21 protein-coding genes and 1 riboswitch are annotated in these 19,265 nt (G+C 36.0%); of the genes, 4 read left to right on the top strand and 17 right to left on the bottom strand.

All coding sequences use genetic code 11. The features are described 5' to 3' along the window. Positions 1–53: 53 nt before the first annotated feature. The 3 genes from JIN86_RS13895 to JIN86_RS13885 are packed head-to-tail and all read right to left on the bottom strand — an operon-like array spanning position 54 to position 1,926. The gene (locus JIN86_RS13895) at positions 54–815 is read right to left on the bottom strand and encodes a glycosyltransferase (protein ID WP_004229896.1); all 762 of its coding nucleotides are present in this window, start codon (positions 813–815) and stop codon (positions 54–56) included. A gap of 14 nt (positions 816–829) precedes the next feature. Beyond that, positions 830–1,384 carry a GNAT family N-acetyltransferase gene (locus tag JIN86_RS13890; protein WP_016991743.1) on the bottom strand — a complete coding sequence of 185 codons (555 nt, stop codon included), beginning with the start codon at positions 1,382–1,384 and terminating at the stop codon, positions 830–832. Positions 1,385–1,431: 47 nt separating this feature from the next. Next, a complete protein-coding gene (locus JIN86_RS13885; RefSeq protein WP_202342209.1) occupies positions 1,432–1,926 on the bottom strand; it encodes a DinB family protein in 495 nt (164 codons plus the stop codon). 191 nt (positions 1,927–2,117) lie between these two features. On the opposite strand from JIN86_RS13885, the gene JIN86_RS13880 reads away from it, so the two are divergent. Continuing rightward, positions 2,118–2,504 carry a hypothetical protein gene (locus JIN86_RS13880; RefSeq protein ID WP_004229908.1) on the top strand — a complete coding sequence of 129 codons (387 nt, stop codon included), beginning with the start codon at positions 2,118–2,120 and terminating at the stop codon, positions 2,502–2,504. Positions 2,505–2,615: 111 nt separating this feature from the next. On the opposite strand, the gene JIN86_RS13875 is transcribed toward JIN86_RS13880, so the two are convergent. Further along, a complete protein-coding gene (locus JIN86_RS13875; RefSeq protein ID WP_202342208.1) occupies positions 2,616–3,212 on the bottom strand; it encodes a hypothetical protein in 597 nt (198 codons plus the stop codon). Positions 3,213–3,520: 308 nt separating this feature from the next. Here JIN86_RS13875 and JIN86_RS13870 point away from each other — a divergent pair, with 308 nt between their 5' ends. Continuing rightward, a complete protein-coding gene (locus tag JIN86_RS13870) occupies positions 3,521–4,012 on the top strand; it encodes a PaaI family thioesterase (protein ID WP_202342207.1) in 492 nt (163 codons plus the stop codon). Positions 4,013–4,093: 81 nt separating this feature from the next. Here the strand turns inward: JIN86_RS13870 and JIN86_RS13865 are convergent, their stop codons facing one another. From JIN86_RS13865 to JIN86_RS13825, 9 genes are all read right to left on the bottom strand, one after another. Beyond that, positions 4,094–4,942, bottom strand: a complete 849-nt coding sequence (locus JIN86_RS13865) for a stalk domain-containing protein (RefSeq protein WP_202342206.1) — start codon at positions 4,940–4,942, stop codon at positions 4,094–4,096. Between the two features lie 143 nt (positions 4,943–5,085). Then, entirely contained in the window at positions 5,086–5,523 is a 438-nt protein-coding gene (dut, locus tag JIN86_RS13860; RefSeq protein ID WP_202342205.1) for a dUTP diphosphatase, read from the bottom strand. Between the two features lie 12 nt (positions 5,524–5,535). Then, positions 5,536–6,504 (bottom strand): class 1b ribonucleoside-diphosphate reductase subunit beta, encoded by a 969-nt coding sequence (nrdF, locus tag JIN86_RS13855; protein WP_004229921.1) that lies wholly within the window; start codon positions 6,502–6,504, stop codon positions 5,536–5,538. Then, on the bottom strand, positions 6,492–8,585 hold the full coding sequence (gene nrdE, locus JIN86_RS13850; protein ID WP_202342204.1) for a class 1b ribonucleoside-diphosphate reductase subunit alpha: 2,094 nt from the start codon (positions 8,583–8,585) through the stop codon (positions 6,492–6,494). The genes nrdF and nrdE overlap by 13 nt, the downstream gene beginning before the upstream one ends. After that, positions 8,582–8,941, bottom strand: a complete 360-nt coding sequence (gene nrdI, locus JIN86_RS13845; protein ID WP_202342203.1) for a class Ib ribonucleoside-diphosphate reductase assembly flavoprotein NrdI — start codon at positions 8,939–8,941, stop codon at positions 8,582–8,584. Before nrdI ends, nrdE begins: the two co-directional genes overlap by 4 nt. Further along, positions 8,938–9,162, bottom strand: coding sequence for a glutaredoxin family protein (locus tag JIN86_RS13840; protein ID WP_004229925.1), 225 nt, complete (start codon positions 9,160–9,162; stop codon positions 8,938–8,940). The genes nrdI and JIN86_RS13840 overlap by 4 nt, the downstream gene beginning before the upstream one ends. Positions 9,163–9,280: 118 nt before the next feature. After that, positions 9,281–9,458: riboswitch (cobalamin riboswitch) on the bottom strand. Positions 9,459–9,818: 360 nt separating this feature from the next. Beyond that, positions 9,819–10,100: a hypothetical protein gene (locus JIN86_RS13835; protein ID WP_202342202.1), complete on the bottom strand. Its 282-nt coding sequence runs from the start codon at positions 10,098–10,100 to the stop codon at positions 9,819–9,821. A 9-nt stretch (positions 10,101–10,109) separates the two neighbouring features. Next, complete coding sequence (locus tag JIN86_RS13830) at positions 10,110–10,496, bottom strand: SHOCT-like domain-containing protein (protein ID WP_202342201.1); 387 nt, start codon at positions 10,494–10,496, stop codon at positions 10,110–10,112. 13 nt (positions 10,497–10,509) lie between these two features. Continuing rightward, positions 10,510–10,875 carry a DUF2089 domain-containing protein gene (locus tag JIN86_RS13825; protein ID WP_004229931.1) on the bottom strand — a complete coding sequence of 122 codons (366 nt, stop codon included), beginning with the start codon at positions 10,873–10,875 and terminating at the stop codon, positions 10,510–10,512. A gap of 697 nt (positions 10,876–11,572) precedes the next feature. Here JIN86_RS13825 and JIN86_RS13820 point away from each other — a divergent pair. Continuing rightward, positions 11,573–13,054, top strand: coding sequence for an Lsa family ABC-F type ribosomal protection protein (locus JIN86_RS13820; protein WP_202342200.1), 1,482 nt, complete (start codon positions 11,573–11,575; stop codon positions 13,052–13,054). A 32-nt stretch (positions 13,055–13,086) separates the two neighbouring features. Here the strand turns inward: JIN86_RS13820 and JIN86_RS13815 are convergent, their stop codons facing one another. Then, positions 13,087–13,506, bottom strand: a complete 420-nt coding sequence (locus JIN86_RS13815; RefSeq protein WP_202342199.1) for a hypothetical protein — start codon at positions 13,504–13,506, stop codon at positions 13,087–13,089. Positions 13,507–13,596: 90 nt separating this feature from the next. Between JIN86_RS13815 and JIN86_RS13810 the strand changes: the two genes are divergently transcribed. Continuing rightward, positions 13,597–14,337 (top strand): DUF3888 domain-containing protein, encoded by a 741-nt coding sequence (locus JIN86_RS13810; protein WP_202342198.1) that lies wholly within the window; start codon positions 13,597–13,599, stop codon positions 14,335–14,337. 96 nt (positions 14,338–14,433) lie between these two features. Here the strand turns inward: JIN86_RS13810 and JIN86_RS13805 are convergent, their stop codons facing one another. From JIN86_RS13805 to JIN86_RS13795, 3 genes are all read right to left on the bottom strand, one after another. Then, the gene (locus JIN86_RS13805) at positions 14,434–14,937 is read right to left on the bottom strand and encodes a GNAT family N-acetyltransferase (RefSeq protein WP_202342197.1); all 504 of its coding nucleotides are present in this window, start codon (positions 14,935–14,937) and stop codon (positions 14,434–14,436) included. 71 nt (positions 14,938–15,008) lie between these two features. Continuing rightward, positions 15,009–16,112 (bottom strand): response regulator, encoded by a 1,104-nt coding sequence (locus JIN86_RS13800; RefSeq protein ID WP_202342196.1) that lies wholly within the window; start codon positions 16,110–16,112, stop codon positions 15,009–15,011. Continuing rightward, positions 16,109–19,156 carry a sensor histidine kinase gene (locus tag JIN86_RS13795; RefSeq protein WP_202342195.1) on the bottom strand — a complete coding sequence of 1,016 codons (3,048 nt, stop codon included), beginning with the start codon at positions 19,154–19,156 and terminating at the stop codon, positions 16,109–16,111. The genes JIN86_RS13800 and JIN86_RS13795 overlap by 4 nt, the downstream gene beginning before the upstream one ends. Positions 19,157–19,265: the final 109 nt, after the last annotated feature.

The following is a 19,265-nucleotide window of genomic DNA, read 5'->3' as shown; positions in this document are numbered from 1 at the left end:
GCATCGTAACAAAAAAACGTTAATCATTGTAAGATTAACGTTACGGTTTCTTTTTATCGATCTTCATTTTCATAATATGCTTCATTCGCATGTTTCTGATCTGTACCTTTAAGGTATGCTAGGATCATTTTAGGACGTTTAAGTAAAACCCAGTCTCCATGCTTATCAAATTTTCTGCTTGAAGTGATCATTCCATTTTGAATTGTTCCGTATTTTTTTCCGTTCTTTTTTCCCCAATCTTTTAATCGTTTAGCAAAATCGGCATCTTCTGCCATGAGCATATTTTCATTAAATCCATTAATTGCTTGAAAATCTTTTTTGTAGCACCAAAAGATGCCTACAGAAATTGCACCATATTTTAAAAATAGTGGTCCGATTAATAACAAAGCTGAAACAAAAATTCCTAAGGACATTCTTTCAAACTTTCCTGTAACGCCCCCGCCAATGTACTTACCTGTGCTTAAGTTCTCCACTGCCTTCGATAACACATGTTCGTTCATCTGTGTATCGGCATCAATTGTGACGATGATTTCCCCTCTTGCTATATCAACGCCAGCGTTCCTAATCTTCGAAAGGTTCTTATCGCTATTTTTTAGGAGGATACAATTATACGATTTGGCAATTTCCTCTGTTCGATCTGTACAGCGATTTAAAACAACAATAATCTCTACTTGATTTTCAAAGGATTTGGAAGCCTTTAAAATAGATTCTAAGCATTTTCCAATGTATTTTTCTTCATTATGGGCTGGTATGACTATTGAAATTTTTATATCCTCTTTCTTTTGCACTTCTAAAGAGTTCTCCATGTCGTACATACAGCTCCTCCCTTTTAAATGTCTTCTGCATTTATAAAATAAACCAGCTGATCAGTCCACTTGTTGTCCTCGTATATGAATCCTTTCCTCGTGCATTCATAAAGCATCCCAACATTTTCTGCTAATTTTATAGATGCCGTATTGTCGAGGTTTATATGAGCTTCTATTCGATGATAATTTAATTTTTCAAATGCTAGATCAATCGCTGCCTTTACAGCCTCTTTACCATAACCTTTTCTCCAAAAATGGTTATGAATGGTATACCCGAACCTAGCCCATTGAAATTCTTCCCTCATAATTGTGGAAAAGTCTACAAACCCAATATGCGTATTATCTGTTTTTCTAAATACGCCAAATACATACACCTTATCATCCTCAGCCATCTGATGATGCTTAGTAACTAAATCACGAAACCATTCTTTCGTACAGATGCTCATATCTAATTTACCTTCATCGTATTTATGCTGGGAAGGTAAACGATTTTCATATTGCGTAAGCCAAGAAGAGTAATCTCCCTCTTCCATTAATCGAATAATTAATCGTTCTGTTTTCGTCATTATCTTAGTCAATCGAACACCTCATACCTTTCTAAATAGCGATTCATGGAAGTAGTTTACTAGGCTTCTTCGTCTGCAGAGGGGCCGTAGATGCCTGGTATTGGAATATCGAGAAGTCGCAAGTATACCCCAAGCTGCGCCCGATGATGGACCATGTGGCTTAATCCGAAGGTGCGGAACGCAATTGCTCGAGGCTCTTGGCGAATAATATGGTCACCATGACGTAGTGTCCATTCCTCTCCGAGCGTTTTCTCATCACATTCAGTAAGCATCATTTCCAGTTTTCTTACGTTTGTATCGAACTCATCCAGAATGTCAGCTCGCTTTTCTAATGCCTCTCGTCGCAACGGAACGGTGGAAAGATCAAAGTCTAAGTACTGTAAAATAGCCATTTGCCAGTTTAGCAGATTGATTAGGTGCGTGGCCAGACCTCCTAGTGTCATTGATTTCTCATGTGGCCTCCATGTCATATGCTCGTCGGGCAAGCGTTCCAGCATGCGACGAGTAGAAGCCAATTCCTGTGTTGTATCCCCAACAATCAATTGTTTAACCATAAAATCCCTCTCCTCCCTTTTAATCAGCATACTATAAATTCCATTCAAGGGGAAAGCTCTCAGATAAGTTTTTATGCTATGGTTAAACTTTTTTAGACTGTTAGAATATGTAAATACTTCGAGGGTTTTGCAGTTTGAAGAAATGTTCATAAGGGAATATACTAGATTGAACAAAAAGAGGTGAAGACAAGGTGAAAATAAAAACAATTTTGTTGTTCATGATTTGTTCCTTAGCGTTAGTTGCTTGTAACGATCAGAAAGAAACAGCAAAGGTGATAGAAATTCAAGAATTAATTAATTTCGATGAAGTGCAGCCCGATACTTTACAACAAATCTCCGATGCGAAAGATATTCAAATTATAGAAAAAACATTTAAAAAAGCTAGAGAATTCGGTGAGGTCGATAACGAAATTGCTCCGCAGTATAAGATCAAACTAAACGATGATGAATACTACCTATGGATAGACAATACAGTCACGGGGACAATAGCAAACGTAAACAGTAGAAATATGTTTTACAATATCCTAGCTACCGATGAATTTAAAGAGGCCATAAATTATCGAGAGCAAAATAAATGATTTCATATAACAGTAGCAACGATCTGTACACAACACAGATGGTTGCTATTTTTTTAGGGTATGTTTCATATTTATCTGGCTCCATGTAGCGGGAAATGTTCTCTCACTTTTTCAACGGATATAGAGCCCCTCCGTATTAGCAACCTTTTCTAATAGCTCAAGATTATGTTGGCTGTAAATTAAAAAGGCTAAGCCATTCCCATTAAATACAATATTCTCCTCAGGTAAAATAAAATGTAAAGGGAGATGGTCCGAAACAGCTAATTTTATTAGTGAAATTAACATTGTGTATTCATCAATGTTTAATAAAATGCCTTCTGTACGATCTTTAGGTATAATTTTATTCCATTCATTCTTGTAGACTTTATAATACATTTGATCCATATCTAAAGGATCTGGTAAATAATAAAATGCATAAAATTCAGATGATTTTAACCACATCAATTCAAAAAATCTCTCGAATTTTTCTAGACTTTTTTGATACGTATGATAATCCTGCGTTTTTTGTTGGAAATCGACCATCTCTAATTTATCGAAGAATACTTCAACTTGACTATATTTTTCATTACTTTGTATCTGATAAGGGTAAATATCAAGTATTTTAGCACTTTCATAATCGTACAATTGTTCTAATAATTCTTCTAATTTTTTTCTGTCTTTATTGGTTGCTTCCTTGCAAATACAATCGATTATCTTTTCTAATGACATCCCTTTTGACTCCTTTAATTCCTTCTTCAGCACGGTAAAAGAAAAATGTAACGATCTTAGTATACCATCTTTCTTTTGTTGCACCATGCCAGCATTTTACAAGCTATGCAGCTTTTCCTTCTTCCTGATACCAGCCCTCTCCATCTGTCATTTATAAAACTTGTCCAACTTTATGGTAGTGCTTTTTTACTTAGTTTAAATAGATGGAATATTTAGATTTTTATTGATGGAATGGCAATGATTAATTATACTTAAATGATTAACGTTCGATGAGAAACATATAATACTAGAGTATTGGGGAGAGAAAAATGGAAGAATTAAAAGTAGAAAAAGCAATTCAAGATATTTATCCAGATGATATCGCTTGGTGTTATGGCTGTGGTCGTTTGAATGATGATGGTCATCATCTTCGCACAGGGTGGCATGGTGAAAAGACGATTACAATCTATACACCTGAATCAAAATATATGGGTATTCCAGGATTTATCTATGGTGGTTTAATTGCTTCATTAATTGATTGCCATGGAACAGGGTCGGCAGCGCTTGCCTTGCATCGTAAAAATGGACATGAAATTGGTGATGGAGCGGAGCCACCTCGATTTGTAACGGCTAACCTTCATGTAGATTTCCTAAAGCCAACACCCCAAGATGTTCCCTTAAAGGCAATTGGCACTGTTGAAGAAATTCATCCGAAGAAATGGAAAGTAGAAACTGAAGTTTACGCGCAGGATACGCTTTGTGCTCGTGGAACAGTAGTTCTTGTAGTCATGCCTAGTACTTTTCTAAATAAAAATGATTAGCATTTTTTATCCTCACTAAAATAAGAAGAGCACATCTTATTCATAGATGTGCTCTCTATTGCGTTTTTAATGGATTCATCATCATGGAACTGTATTACTAATAACTGTCACAAAGCCATTTCTCGTGGCAGTTTCCATTAACGAATAAATAGCGTCACTGGCAGTTTTGTTAAACTCATACCATTGGTCAACAGTGGCATCATAAATCAACACGTCTGGCTGTCCAGTCAAAGGTTTATCTGAAGATTGCACCAACGAATAGAGATCATAACGTGCTATGCTACTACCTTCCTTGTTCAGGAAATCATATTGGCCCATTTTATAATAGCCCCCAATTACGGTGCTATGGACAGACCATGTGTAGTCGTTAGGCTGTTTTATCTTCTTGCCCATATTTTTAGTAAATATACGGTGCATTTCTTCCATATAGGCATTGCCATTGATTTGCTCGACTACTCCGCCCATTGTCATGTGGTATTCATGAAGGAATGCTTTCACTTCCACCCCCTTCATCATCAATGGCTCTGTATCGATTGAGATCGTTAAATGATCGTAATGAACTTTACAGCCAAGAGTTTCTGCTAGAAAACGTAATGGTACAATGGTGCGTCCATTCTTTAGGTATGGCTTTGCATCCAATAATACCGTTTTTCCATTTACTGTGGCTTTACTACTGTTCAACTTTAAACTGACTTTCATCTCACTTTGGGTCAGTATCACTTGGCCATCCGACCAATGAACTTTAGCCCCTAAATTTTCACTAATCACGCGTAAAGGTACCATTGTTCGATTGTTTTTTATTTCGGGCTTCACATCCGTTTGTACTGTCATACCGTCCACTTTTAGTTGACTACTAGCTGCTGCAGCAGTTGTGATAGATGTAAGAAGGACAATCAACATAAGGAAAATACCTGAACATATTTTTTTCATGATTATTAGCTCCTTTAATTCGCTATCATTACTTCATTCCATATGAACCCTATTATTTCCTTCTGTTATTAGCAACGGTAACAAAAAAATCCTGCATCTTCGCAGGATTTTTAAGTAAACTTTATGAGGTTTATATACACACGCTATTTCGTACCACTTGCGCCAAATCCAGAAGTTCCGCGCTCTGTTTGAGATAATTCATCTACTTCCACTAATTGAATAGAAGGAACAAATTGTATAACCATTTGAGCAATGCGCATTGATTTTTCTACGATAAATGGTTCTTGACCATGGTTGATTAAAATAACACCGATTTCGCCTCTATAGCCTTCATCTATAGTGCCTGGGCTATTCAGTACGGTTACACTATGCTTTAATGCTAGTCCACTTCTTGGTCGAATTTGGGCTTCCGTTCCTTTAGGTAATTCAATCTGTATACCTGTCTTAATGAGTTTGGCTACGCCTGCTGGGATTTCTACTGCTTCTATGGAATAGAGATCCATGCCTGCATCACCAGGGTTGGCTTGTATCGGTAGCATGGCATCAGCGTGAACTTTTTTAATTTTTACTTCTAGATTCATTGTTCTTCATCCTTAACGATTAAAATTGAATGTGTCATCTGTGATCGGCGCAACTTTTGCCTTGGCATAGGTAGCACCCTTTTGTGAAAAGAAATCATATGTGGAGCCTTCATTACGAATACCATTCATCACAATTGGATTGACTTCTTCTTCTGGGAACATGGCTTCAAAGCCGACATTCATTAATGCTTTATTAGCATTATAACGTACATAGGCTCGCACTTCAGGTGATAATCCTGTTTCCGCATAAATATCATCTGTATACTTCATTTCATTTTGATATAAATCTAATAATAGCTCATAGCCCCACAAATGTAGCTCTTCTTGCTTTTCCTTTGAAAATTGCTTGAATAGATTTTGAGCAAAAAATCCAACTGCTACCCCATGGATAGACTCATCACGCAAGATAAGTGAAATAATCTCGGCACTGTTTCGTAGGAAGCCTTGTCCCCCTAAGTATAGTGGATAGAAAAAGCCAGAATAAAACAGGAAAGATTCAAGCATAACGGATGAGAACATCGCTTTCCATAGGCTCTCTGGATTGCCTTCTTCAATACTATTATAAATATCTGCGATTTTATTGGCCTTATACTGTAGAAATTCATTTTTCTTGACCCATTCAAATAGCTCATCGATTTCTTCGTTTGTACAAAGCGTTGTGAAAATATAAGAATAGGACTTGGCATGTATCGCCTCGAATGCATCAAAAACGGTTAGCACAGCCTTCTCCTGTAAATCATCTGTATAAGCGGCAACACGATTCATTCCGATATTTGTTTGTACAGTATCCAGTAAGGTTAATCCTGCAAATACTTTTTTATATGTGTCCTGATGCTCAAAGCTTTTCCATTGTTTAATATCTTTACTGACCGCAATTTCTTCTGGAAACCAAATTTGCTTCCATTGCTGGTCCCAAAATATTTGGGCAAGTTCACTTGTTGCTTTATTCCAATTGACTGCCTCATAAATTATATTTGACATGCTACACACTCCTCTAAGCTTTGTAATCGTTGACGAACATAGTAAACGGACTTAATGCCCTTTATCCACGCATAAATGTATACTTTAGCCAATTGTTCGGTTGTCCAATTGTCTGTTACATAAAGCGTCATGGAAATACCTTGGTCAACGTGCTTTTGAGAAGCTGCATATAAATCAATTAAATCATACGGATTCACATCATACGCCTCCACATATAAATGACTATTGTCATTTGTTAAATGAGGCATTGGATAAATGGTTCTACTATCGGCATAATCACGAACCTCTACGCGCTCTGTACATGGAGCGATTGAAGCCGTACAGCTACGAATATATGAAATACTACCAGTTGGGGCAATAGCCAAACGATAGGAATGGAATAGCCCGTATTGCATCACATCTTGCTTTAACGTTTCCCACATCTTGTTTGTGATGATTGGAATATTGCCAAGCGCCTTCAATACAACAGGTGACAATTCTTCTTCAGCTTTATTGATATATTGGTCAAAATAGCTACCAGATGCATAATCACTGTCCTCGAATCGATAGAAGGTTGCAGCTTTTTCTTTTGCCATTTCCATCGAAGATTTCAGTGAATAATAGTTCATCGCTTCCATAAAGTGATCCATGAAATCAATCGACTCTCTTGAGCCGTACAGGATGCCCTCCGTCACCAGATGCCCATGGAGGTTCATACAGCCAAGCCCTACAGAATGCATTAATTGATTGGCTTTTGCAACAGACGGTACATTTTTAATATGCGTCATTTGCGATACATTTGTTAGTAGGTGCATCGCTGTATCGACTAATGCGCCGAAATCCTTCACTTTACTTGCTGCATGGATATCGATGGAACCTAAGTTACACGATACATCTAATCCATAGTCATTTGGTTGATCCTGATCCGTAATGATACTTGTCTCTTGCACTTGCAGAATTTCTGTACATAGATTGGACATTTTGACACGTCCAATATTTTTTAAAGGATGTACCTTATTGACATTATCATCAAAGATTTCAAACGGATAGCCTGATTCAAATTGTGCTTTTTTCACCTCTGTGTAAAGCTTCCGTGCATTTAAACGTTTAATTTTACGAATTTTTGGGTTATCAAGTAGCTCGTAGTACATGTCTGAAATGGAAATCTCAGACATACGTTTACCGTATTCTTTAAAAATATCGTATGGGCTAAACAAGACGATATCCTTATCACGTTTCATCAGTTCGAAGAAAATACTAGGTATAATAATCCCTGTTGAAAGAGTTGCGAGGCGAATTTTATCGTCAGCATTTGGTTTTTTTGATGATATGAAATTTTCTATGTCTGCATGGAAAATATTTAGATAAACAACGCCTGAGCCATTTCGTTGCCCTAGCTGATTCGAATAACTGAAAGAATTTTCTAACAGTTTTGCTACTGGGATGACACCACTTGCACGATTTAATATCTCTTTAATTGGATCACCTAAAGGGCGTAAATCTGTTAAGTTGACCCCTACTCCACCACCAAGGCGTGATAGCTCTAAACAATAGCCAATATTTTCAGCAATACTGTTCATGGAGTCATCCATTGATAATTTAAAGCAGCTAACTAATTCACCACGTGCTTTCTTACCACTATTTAAAGCAGTTGGTGTTGCTGGCTGGTAGGCTTCCATCATTGCTTCGACAGAGCGTTCTGCTAGAGCCGTGTTTCCTTGAGCCAAATACAAAGCAATAATGACAATACGATCCTCATACTTTTCTAAGATCTCTTCCCCGTCACGACTTTTCATAGCATAGCTATCATAAAATTTGCTTGCGCTCATAAAGGATGGGAAGCGGAAATTATAATCATAGGCTTTCTTGTACAGCTTCTTAATAAATTCCATCTCGTACATATCGATAAATGCTTTCTCATAGTAGCCCTCATCAACTAAATAGCGAATTTTTTCCTCAATATCTATAAAATAACGCAAACGTACGTTAACATACTCTAAAAAGTAGCGGCGCGTAGCTTCGCGGTCCTTTTCTAACTCAAGTAATCCAGTTGTACTATAACGATTCAGTACGTCATTATTAAGCTTTAAATAGGTTTTCATCTTATTACCCTCGTTTCATAAAACGTTTGTATTGCTTCGTAATCCGTTTGATTACCTCGTAAATCTAATTTCCTTACTAAGGGTACATGATAGGTAGCAGCGATTTTCTCACCAGCAGCGCCAAATACATGATGACCGAAGTTACTATTACCACTGGCAACTACTCCTTTACAAAAATCCCTGTTTTTTTCTAAGAAACGTTGTACCTTTGCTGGAATGTCACCTAAACCATCTGTGTAGGTAATTAAAAGATAGGGCTTGTTCAATCGCAATTCCTCCGAGAGCTCGATACATTCTGCCTTTAATTTGGATACAACATTTCGGACATTACCTGTACGACTCGCGTAAACAATCATAGGGCAATCAACTCAATTTGAGAAACAATTTCCTGAACATCTCCTATAAAAGTTTCATTCATCTCTAAAACAGGCACACTTAAAAAACCTGCGTCAATAATCGTTTGCTTTGCTTGTTCATCGTGATCGATGTTAACAATTTCAGCTTCAAGTCCTGCACGTTGTAGTTCAGATTTTACCCATAGGCATTTTGGACAAATTGTTTTCGTATAAAGTTTCATAGAAATCCCTCTTTTCATAAAATAAAAAAGCCTATCTCCTCTAGAGAGATAGGCTAAATGGAAACGTTAACATACCAAAAATACTGACGTTCCCATCTCTTAATCCCCGAAGAAATGATAAATTTGTTTTATAAAGGCAGGTCTCCTGGCTTTGCTTCATTCTCTGATTCCCTTCCCATGCAAATGCACAGTGGTTGCAATCATCGTCAGCTACACAGTTGCGGGGACAGCGTCGGAATTGTACCGAACTTCCCTTTTAAACTACATGTAGTAGTACCTTTGTAAAACGAACACAATATATAGTTGTTGTTCAATAGTTTTAAGTGTACCATCCTTCAAATGAAAAGTAAATCAAGATTCTAAACTTCTTTATTTTTGGATTATTCAGTATTTTTAATTATGTAGTTCCAAATAGATTACCACTAATCGCTTATACCCAAATCAAAAATCTATTTTAGACGATGTACATGTTTATCTATCAAAGTGTATCTAGAATTCTGAAAGAAATGTTCTATTTTATGTACCATTGAAAAATAGTAGCTTCTATCATAAATCCTGAAATAATGATCATCTCTTACCCATTTCAAATGATGCTCATTAAATTAATAAAGAGCATGCTTTTATCATAACATGCTCTTACCATTCTATCATTGGGATTATAGTCTAATCTTAACCTCAGTCCCGTCCTGAGCTTTGACATCGACTAGCACGACTCCCTTATAATTTTGTAGTTCCTTGATAATCGGCTTTAGCATTTCTTTGTCGATGATCGGAAAGGTAAAGTCTATGTTCTTTCGATCGAAGTATGCCTTTGTCCACTTATTGGCTTGTTGCTGAATCCATTTAGAAGTTAAAATGGAGAGGACAATGGTTAGCACAATATAGGGAACTGGGACTGTAAAGCGAACATCTTTTGCTTTCACTTTTACATGCATCATTCGTTGCCTCTACTCAATGAAGACTGCAACGGAATCCCCGTTTGCTGATTTTATATCTACAATTTGTCCGTCTAATTCATTTTCGATTGCTTCAAGAAGAAGATTGATGTCGATATCTTTTACGTATTTTTCTGATTGTGGAATACTCGCAGCGATGCTGTGTCCTGCCATCAATACGGCTTTAACAAGTTTAATCGGCAAGTTTACCGTAACATTATCATTTTCGGTGGATACAACACGAACCTTTAATGTTTTTTCTAAATACTTTGTTTTTTCCACAAATTTGTTCTCTGAGTCTTCTTTCTGTTGTAGCACTTGAATCAGCTCTGATCCTTTATCCGCATCAATTTTTCCCTCTTGAATCATGGTTAACACTTTTGTGATTTCCTCTTTCATGGTCCGTTCCTCCCTATTCGTCTTTTAAGAGCTTTATGGCTTCATCCGTTGTGATTTCGCCATTTTCCAGCATGCTTACAATTTTTTTCTCGTCTACTTCATTTTTCTTCTTTTGAGCATAGCCAAGGGATGAAATAATGTCGTTTAGCTTGCCTCGAACTGTTGGATACGAAACACCCAGTTCCTTTTCAACCTCTTTAATGTTTCCTCTGCAGGTTAAAAACACTTCCACAAAATGAAGCTGATCCTGTGATAAGGATGCTAGCTTCGACAATTCAAATTCATTTTCAATGGTCGTGTGACAATGAGAACACTGTAACTTCGTAATTTTTAATGTTTTACTGCAGACAGGGCAATTTGTGATTACTTGATAAGCCATAGTGAACTCCTTCCTTTAAGTTAAGTTGATTATATAACAAAGAAATTAAATATGTAAATAATAAAAATTGATTTTTTTAATTATAAAATAAATAAAATTAATTATTGAATTAAAAATATTAATTAATCATTGCTGTATTGCTTGTCGTAAGCAATCATAGCACAGTCAACTTTACTCTATGTATGTGTTTTCTATTCTACTTGTAGCTAGCGACATCAGTTAGATCATGACAGTTTAGAATTGAAAATAAGGTTACATTGTATTCTGTAAAAAAATTTGTTACTATAAAAAGACAATTATGAGAGGACTGATGAATGGACAATGAAGAACTAAACTATATTTTTATTTGAATTGAATGATTTCAAACACAAAATATAGGGTTAGTTTATCCATTTTTAACAATCAGTTTGCATTGTATTTGTCATGACTCAAATGGCAAATCGTATTTATTTAGTGAAAGACTAATCCTTCCAATGCACAAGTGGAGGGATTTTTTCTTGCTTCATAGTTGATTTTGTACCTTTCATTTACCCATAAAGGAGAGGAAAAATATGAGCGATTTAGAAACTATTGTGACGCATGTAACACTCCGTATAAGTCGTTAATATCCATCTGCTTATACGGAGAAATGAAACATAGATGGATAGACCGACTTTGTATGAAAAGTAAACTGTTGTAATACAAAGGAGGAATTATCATGTCCATGATACAAGTACAAAACTTAACTTTTTCTTATCCAAGTAGCTTTGACAATATTTTTGAGAATGTCAACTTCCAAATCGATACCGATTGGAAACTTGGATTTATCGGTAGAAACGGACGAGGTAAAACAACATTCTTTCAGTTGTTATTAGGAAAATATGAGTATAGCGGAAAAATCATCTCTTCTGTAGACTTTACTTATTTCCCCTACCCTGTTTCAGATCCAAATAAATATACCCACGAAATATTTGAAGAAATTTGTCCTCAGGCAGAGGATTGGGAATGTCTACGTGAAATAGCTTACCTACATGTAGATGCGGAGGTCATGTATCGTCCTTTTAAAACATTATCCAATGGCGAGCAAACAAAGGTGCTGCTTGCTGCGTTGTTTTTGACAGAGGGTCAATTTTTATTAATTGATGAGCCAACCAATCATCTAGACACGGATGCACGAAAGACGGTTTCAGATTATCTTCGCAGGAAAAAAGGATTTATTTTAATTTCACATGACAGAAACTTTTTAGATGGCTGTGTTGACCATATTCTATCGATCAATAGAGCCAATATTGACGTTCAAAGTGGAAACTATTCTTCTTGGAAGTTAAATTTTGATCGACAGCAGGAGCACGAAGAAGTAACCAATCAACGACTGCAAAAAGATATTGATCGATTAAAACAATCTTCAAAGCGTTCGGTAGGTTGGTCTAATCAAGTGGAAGCCTCCAAAAATGGCACAACCAATTCAGGTTCAAAGCTGGACAAAGGCTTTGTCGGGCATAAAGCAGCTAAAATGATGAAACGAGCAAAGAATTTGGAATCCAGACAACAAAGAGCTATTGAGGAAAAATCAAAGCTGCTAAAAAATGTGGAAAAAACTGAGTCATTGAAAGTAGAGCCATTGGCATATCCATCAAAAGAAATGGTTGCTGTAACAGATGTATCCATTCAATACGATGACCATATTGTGAATAAGCCTATTAGCTTCAAAGTGGCACAAGGGGATCGAGTTGTTTTAGATGGCAAAAATGGAAGCGGAAAAAGTAGTATGTTAAAACTTATTCTAGGTAATCCCATCCAACATACAGGCTCGATAAAGTTAGCTTCAGGTCTAGTCATTTCCTATGTTCAGCAGGATACATCCCATTTAAAGGGATTGCTATCGGAATTTATTGAAGAGCATGGTATTGATGAGACGTTATTTAAATCAATCCTGCGCAAGATGGATTTTGAGCGTATTCAATTTGAGAAGGATATCTCTCATTATTCTGGTGGGCAAAAGAAAAAGCTGCTGATTGCTAAAAGCTTGTGTGAGAAGGCTCATTTATATATTTGGGATGAACCACTCAATTTTATTGATATCTATTCACGCATGCAGATTGAAGAGCTCATAAAAAGCTCCCATCTCACAATGGTAATGGTTGAGCATGATCAGGCATTTCAACAAACTATAGCAACGAAAACGGTAGCGATGTCGTAAAGAGAAGAATCCATTTTATGGATTCTTCCTTTTTAATGATATTGAAACCAATGGACCCATTTAGTAGTTGTCTCTTTCACGATATATAGCTCACCTAGTGATGCACTTTGCGCTGGCAGTAATCTTGGAAACCTTAATCGAACAAACCAGGAGTGATTAGCCACATTTTCTCCACAGAAGTTCACCGCCATTTTATAGTAATTCTCCTCCATGCCAGTTAATATGGGCATGGGCTTTATCACCTCAATTTGCCACTCCTGATCATCAGGGCTTGAGCCATATACTTTTGGAATGATGTCAGCTAATGCTTGACTAAGCTCATTTTTGTCTTTCTCCGTTGTTTCCATCAATACATCTGGATTTGGACATTTTAAGCCTTCAGGTTCTGACCCCGAAGTAGCTGTTGGAAATAACAAAAGCATACATAAAAAGGGCATTATTATTTTTCCCATTGTTCAATTCCCTTTCTTTAAAAATGCTCGATAATTTGCTGTGATTGGTGCACTCTATAAAGTATCATCCTGCAGAAAGGTCACTATTCCATGAAAAAATTTGCTTATGTTTTAATGGCTATCTTCACTATGTTCATTGTGCCATGTAAGATTTATGCGCAAAGTGAACAAGCTGATGATCAACTAATCAGGGACACATTCATTACAATCCTTAATCCATTTATCGAAAAGGAAATTGATCATTACTACGGCTATCCTAAGCAGTACGGCTTATATGATGTGAAAATTTTAAAGATTGTTAGAGAAAGTCAGTTTAGCTTTAGGGTTGACGTGGAAGCTACCACCTTTGAGCATGCACATTCCCCACCCTACAGTAAGGAAATCATTACATTTGAAGTCAGTCCAACTGGTGTCAGTACACTTCGCTATATACATGAGGCAGATGATGTAGAAAAGGCAATAAACGCATTCTATAGGGCAACACTGTTAGATATAAAGCAGAGTTTTAAGCTGGACTTAGCATCGTATACTTCCTATCATTACGATCAATTGCAATATCAAGCTGAAATAAATAGTGATATGAAACCCCTTGCTACGATTGCAGAGGAAATAGTGACCCATATTTTATTTCCTGAGCGAAAGATTCCCTACAAAAATGTCATAGACCCTGTCACCTTTATCAAGGGTAATATCGGCTATATGCTCTTTAAAAGGGCGGATGGTACAAATGTAAGCTATCAACTGCAAAAGAAAGACGGCACATGGATCGTAACAGATAAAACAAGTAAGCCAGGTAAGAAAATGGAGGATTTGTTGCCGTGGTATATATAGAAAAATGAAGCCTAACTGATTCCATCAGTTAGGCTTCATTTTTTAAGAGCTCCCTGTCTATACGTTTTCAGTTATTTTTTGTATTCGATACCATGATTAAATGAATTTATAGTAAATTACGGTTGCTTCTAATTCTCCATCTGGTGAAATAGTATATTGAGGAATTTTCCCCACTTCTTGATAATCTAATGATTTATATAATTTATTGGAAGGATCTCCTTCTCTCGTATCTAGAACTAGCAGGGAACGTTTTTCTTGTTTTGCTTGTTCCTCTGCTTGTTGCATCAGCGCTCGTCCAATACCGTTGCGTCTAAAGTCGGGGTGTGTCAGTAACTTGCAAATTTCAGCACGGTGAATGCCATTTGGTTTGCTAGTTAAATGCAATTGAATACTACCTACAATTTGTTTATTTATTTTCGCAATGAATAACAAGACATCTGACGCCAAGACAGATTGCCAATATTTTATCGCTTGTTCTTGTGTGAGTGGAGGTAAAAAACCTACGGATGCTCCTTCATCTACGACCATAATCAATAATTCAGTAAGCTCCTCCAAATCTTGCTCCATATGGTGAAGCTCAATTATTTCAATCCTTTGCATGTCGAAAGCATCCCCTTTTTATAAAATTATTGCCTACTATTAAAACAGAAATTACTTTTCCGAAATCGTTTCTAAACGTTGAGTAAGAACTCGTTGTATTTTCTATAAATTTTTTCTGGCACAGGGAGATCAATTTCAGCTAATTTTGCCTCTATAGATTCAAAGAATTTTATACATTCTTGTTTTCTATTTTGTTGAATTAAGAATTCTAACAATTGAAACATATAGTATTCATTATATTCGTCTAGCTCTAATAGCTTTTGTAGGCAATTATACTTTAATAAAGTATGTGCAGCGTTTGGACGTGCTATATACTGTTCAAGTACATGTAATACAGCTTGCTTTAAGCGGAGCCTGATTTGATTAACCCATAAATACTCCTCATCTAATAAAAAATCACCCTCATAGCAATTCAATAACTGCTGAATGGATTTCTCATCATGTTGTTCCTGCTCCAATAGTTGATTCAGCTCATCATAATCAGTTTGAATTTGAGCATTTAATTTATAGTGATTATTGACTAAGAGTATTGGATCTTGAATGCCATTGTCCTTTAATATCTTTCTTAAATGATAAATAGTTGTATGTAAATTACTAGCTGCCTTTTCAAAGTCCAAATCTGGCCACAATTCCTCTAAAAGAATTGCATTTAACATAGGCCTTTTTTGATGAAATAGTAAATATAAAAATAGTTCACGTACTTTTCTCGTACGCCACTTAATCACATTATGTTGAACATCCAGTAGATAAAAGCTGCCTAATGTATGCGCATATAATGAGTTTTTCTCAACCCTCGGCGCCACCGTAACGACCATTTTTTTCTGTGCTTTTGTTAACGCTATAATCAGTCGTTTTTCATGTACAGGCTTTAATAAATAATCTGTTGCCTCTACTTCAAAAGCCTCCACTGCAAATTGTGTATGAGCTGTAACAAAAATAATTTGTAAGGATGGTTGCTTGTGTAGTAACAGCTTTGCAAGTTGCATACCGTGTGTGTCAATCATTTCAATATCTAAAAACACTACATCAATTATTTCTTTTTCAAGAAACTGGAGGGCTTCAGTTGAATTTGTAAATGTTCCTTTAATGTTAATCTGAAATTGGGCAAGTTGTTTAACCATAATCGTTAAAACATCAATGGCCAATTTTTCATCATCAACGATCATTATATTCATGTGCCACCACCCGCTGGTAATAAAATGACAATTGTTGTTCCCTTTCCTTCTTTGCTGTAAATTCGTAAACTAGCATTTTTTATTAATTTAAATTTCTTTAATGGATTCATAAAGCCAATTCTTGTACTTTCTTCATTTAGCAATTGTTGCACTTTTTCTTCTGAAATTCCTACACCATTATCATAGATTTTAATTCTTACAAATTGTCCCTCTCTCTGTAGGCTTAATTCAATGGTCCCTCCCTCTACTTTCTTAGAAATTCCATGGAATACTGCGTTTTCAACTAGTGGTTGAATAGACAAAGCAGGGATTCCTAATTGTATCGATTCGTCAATATCATATTTAATACGTAAACGATCTCCAAAGCGCATTTTTTCAATCGATAAATAGGCTTTTACAAGCTCCATCTCCTCATCAATGGGGACAATGCTATTTCGGTAATGAACATTCAATTTTGCACGGAAATAAGTGGCTAAACAATAAAGAGCTTCACGTGTGTTTTCCATATCTGTATAACTTAAACCAATAATCGTATTAAGGGTGTTATATACAAAATGTGGTGTGACCTGTGAATATAAGTAGTTCATTTCTACTTCGATCGCATCGATTGATGATTGTCGAACAGCCAATAAAGATTCAATACGAATAAAAAGTTCATCGGTAGAAATCGGCTTTTGTAGATAATCATTCGCCCCTACTTTTAACGTTTGCAGTAAGTCAGATTGCTTCATTACTGTAGTTAAGATAATTATGGGTAGTTCCAGCATATCATATTGTTTACGTACACGTTTACATAACTCATAACCTGACATCCCATTCATCATTAGGTCGATTAACATACAATCTACATGATTGGTTTTAATATAATCGATCGCATCAAAGCCATTATCTACGGCGATCACTGTATATCCCTTTAAACTTAATGCTTCCGTTAAAGCTTTTATATTAACATGGTTGTCATCTACCACCAGTATTTTTTTATCACTTCCTTTATAAATAAGAGGTAATCGAAGCTGTATTTCTGTATCAGTATGCGATGTAATGGTAGCTTGTTCATTACTTACGTTTTCTGATGTTGAGAGAGGCATTGTAAATGTAAATGTTGTACCTTCCTCTACAGTGCTTGTCACATGAATGTTACCGTTTAATTTTTCAACAATATTTTTAGTAATACTTAGTCCCAAACCTAACCCTTCTTTATTATGATGATGGTTTCCTTGATAAAAGGCATTAAAAATACGATCTAACTCTTGTGTTGGAATTCCACAGCCTGTATCACTTACTTGGATGACCATCTGCTGCTGTTCAACATGCGCAGTGACTGTGATTGTTCCGTTTTGTGTAAATTTAATCGCATTATGCAGCAAGTTATATAAAATTTGTTTAAAGCGTAATTCATCCGTGAAGATCTTTGGCAAATCCCCGTTTATCTCTGCGGCTACCCTTACTTGACTATTTTTGGGCATTACACTACGAATTTCGGCCACTACTTCATGTATAACAGACAGAGATACACTACGTAGACTAATCCTTACTTCGCCTGTCATTTGATTGGAAGAAAACAATAAATCTTCTACTAAATGGCCTATACGCTGTGTAACGCTGTGAATTAGAATAACTTGCTCCTGTTGAGATCGTTTTAATGGTCCTTGAGCACCTTCCATTAAGGATCTGGATAAATTTAATATTCCGTTTAGGGGGGCACGGAGTTCATGCGATGTTTTCAGAAGAAATTCATTCTTCATTTGGTTATGTTCAAGCAATTCTTCTGACAATGCGGCTATTTTTAAAACAGCTTGATTGGCACGATAATTTAATAATGAGGCAAAGCCAAATAATATTAGTAAAAATAACAAAAATTCTGTATAGTCAAAAGGCGTCCCAAATAAAAAGTTACAAATGAGTAAAATGGAATAACAACTAATCGCTGTAATAACTATTAGTACATAACGCACAGCCTCTAGACGTTTTAGCATGACCTTTATAAGCATCCATATATTATAGAAAATAACCGGAGCCGTGACACTAATATAGATTATTTTTCTCATAATCATTTCAAATTCTGAAGAGGCTCTTTCATTTTTTGTAAAGGGATTATAGATACCGTACATAACAAACACGATACCAAGCACTATGGCAAGCGTGTAAAAAATTTTTCTTTCTAGTAATTGTGGATACATCGCATTTATAAAAAATGTTAAAGCAAGTAATGCAAGTGGAATGATTCCTAATTGCAGACGCAATTGATTAACCGTTGATAGATCAGTAAATAACAGGAAAAACACTTTTTGATTGATAAACGACATATAAAAACCTAATGAAATAGTAAAAAGACCAAAGAATAACTCTTCTTTACGCTTGTGATCCTGTAAAAATGTAAAAACATAGATCGCACCAACTATCATATGACCTATACTCACTACTAGATCTAAAAACACTTTCCAGTGATAATGCTTTTGAATAGTCTGCATCGTCCCAAATTCAATAGGATAAACAATTCCAGCCTGAGGATAATTGTAGTTGGCAACATGGATGACAATGTCTAGTTTTTTATTGACACTAGGAGAAAACACGGTATATTTATCATCATTTTCAGATGCATACGCGCTTAAAACGGTACTTGGATTTCCTTTAGCCCCTACCTCAACGCCATTAATGAATACACGACTAGCTTGACGAATCGTTCGAATATATAGGCCATAAAATCCATCTGATGGTACCTCTATGCTGACGTGATAGGTTCCCACCGAAAGCCCCTCTTCATTTGGCTCTACATATGCTTGCCAATTGAAGGGTACATTTAAATTCAGTCTTTTATGTTGATAGCTATCAAAATTATCCCCCAAAGAAATTAATACATTTGGATAAAATGCCCATTCGCCTTCTAGCTTTACAGGCTTTAATAATTGCTCTTCCTCTAACTTTCCTACACCTTTATGTATAATTTTCGGCTGATTATTGGAGAAATATTGCCAGTTACCAATCAAAAAAACAATCACAAAAAGCATGATTATACTGACAATAATTATGATATTTTTTTTCATTTCCGTGCCCCCAAAGATCGATCATTTATGATGTATCTTTACATCATATTGCTCACAGTTTTTACAATCAACCCCTTTTGAGATAGTAGCATACTGTGTTTGAACAAAA

Source organism: Lysinibacillus sp. HST-98, assembly GCF_016757845.1.
Classification (GTDB): domain Bacteria; phylum Bacillota; class Bacilli; order Bacillales_A; family Planococcaceae; genus Lysinibacillus; species Lysinibacillus capsici.
The sequence above is the reverse complement of the archived record's forward strand: the minus strand, read 5'-3'. Positions and strand labels throughout refer to the sequence as shown.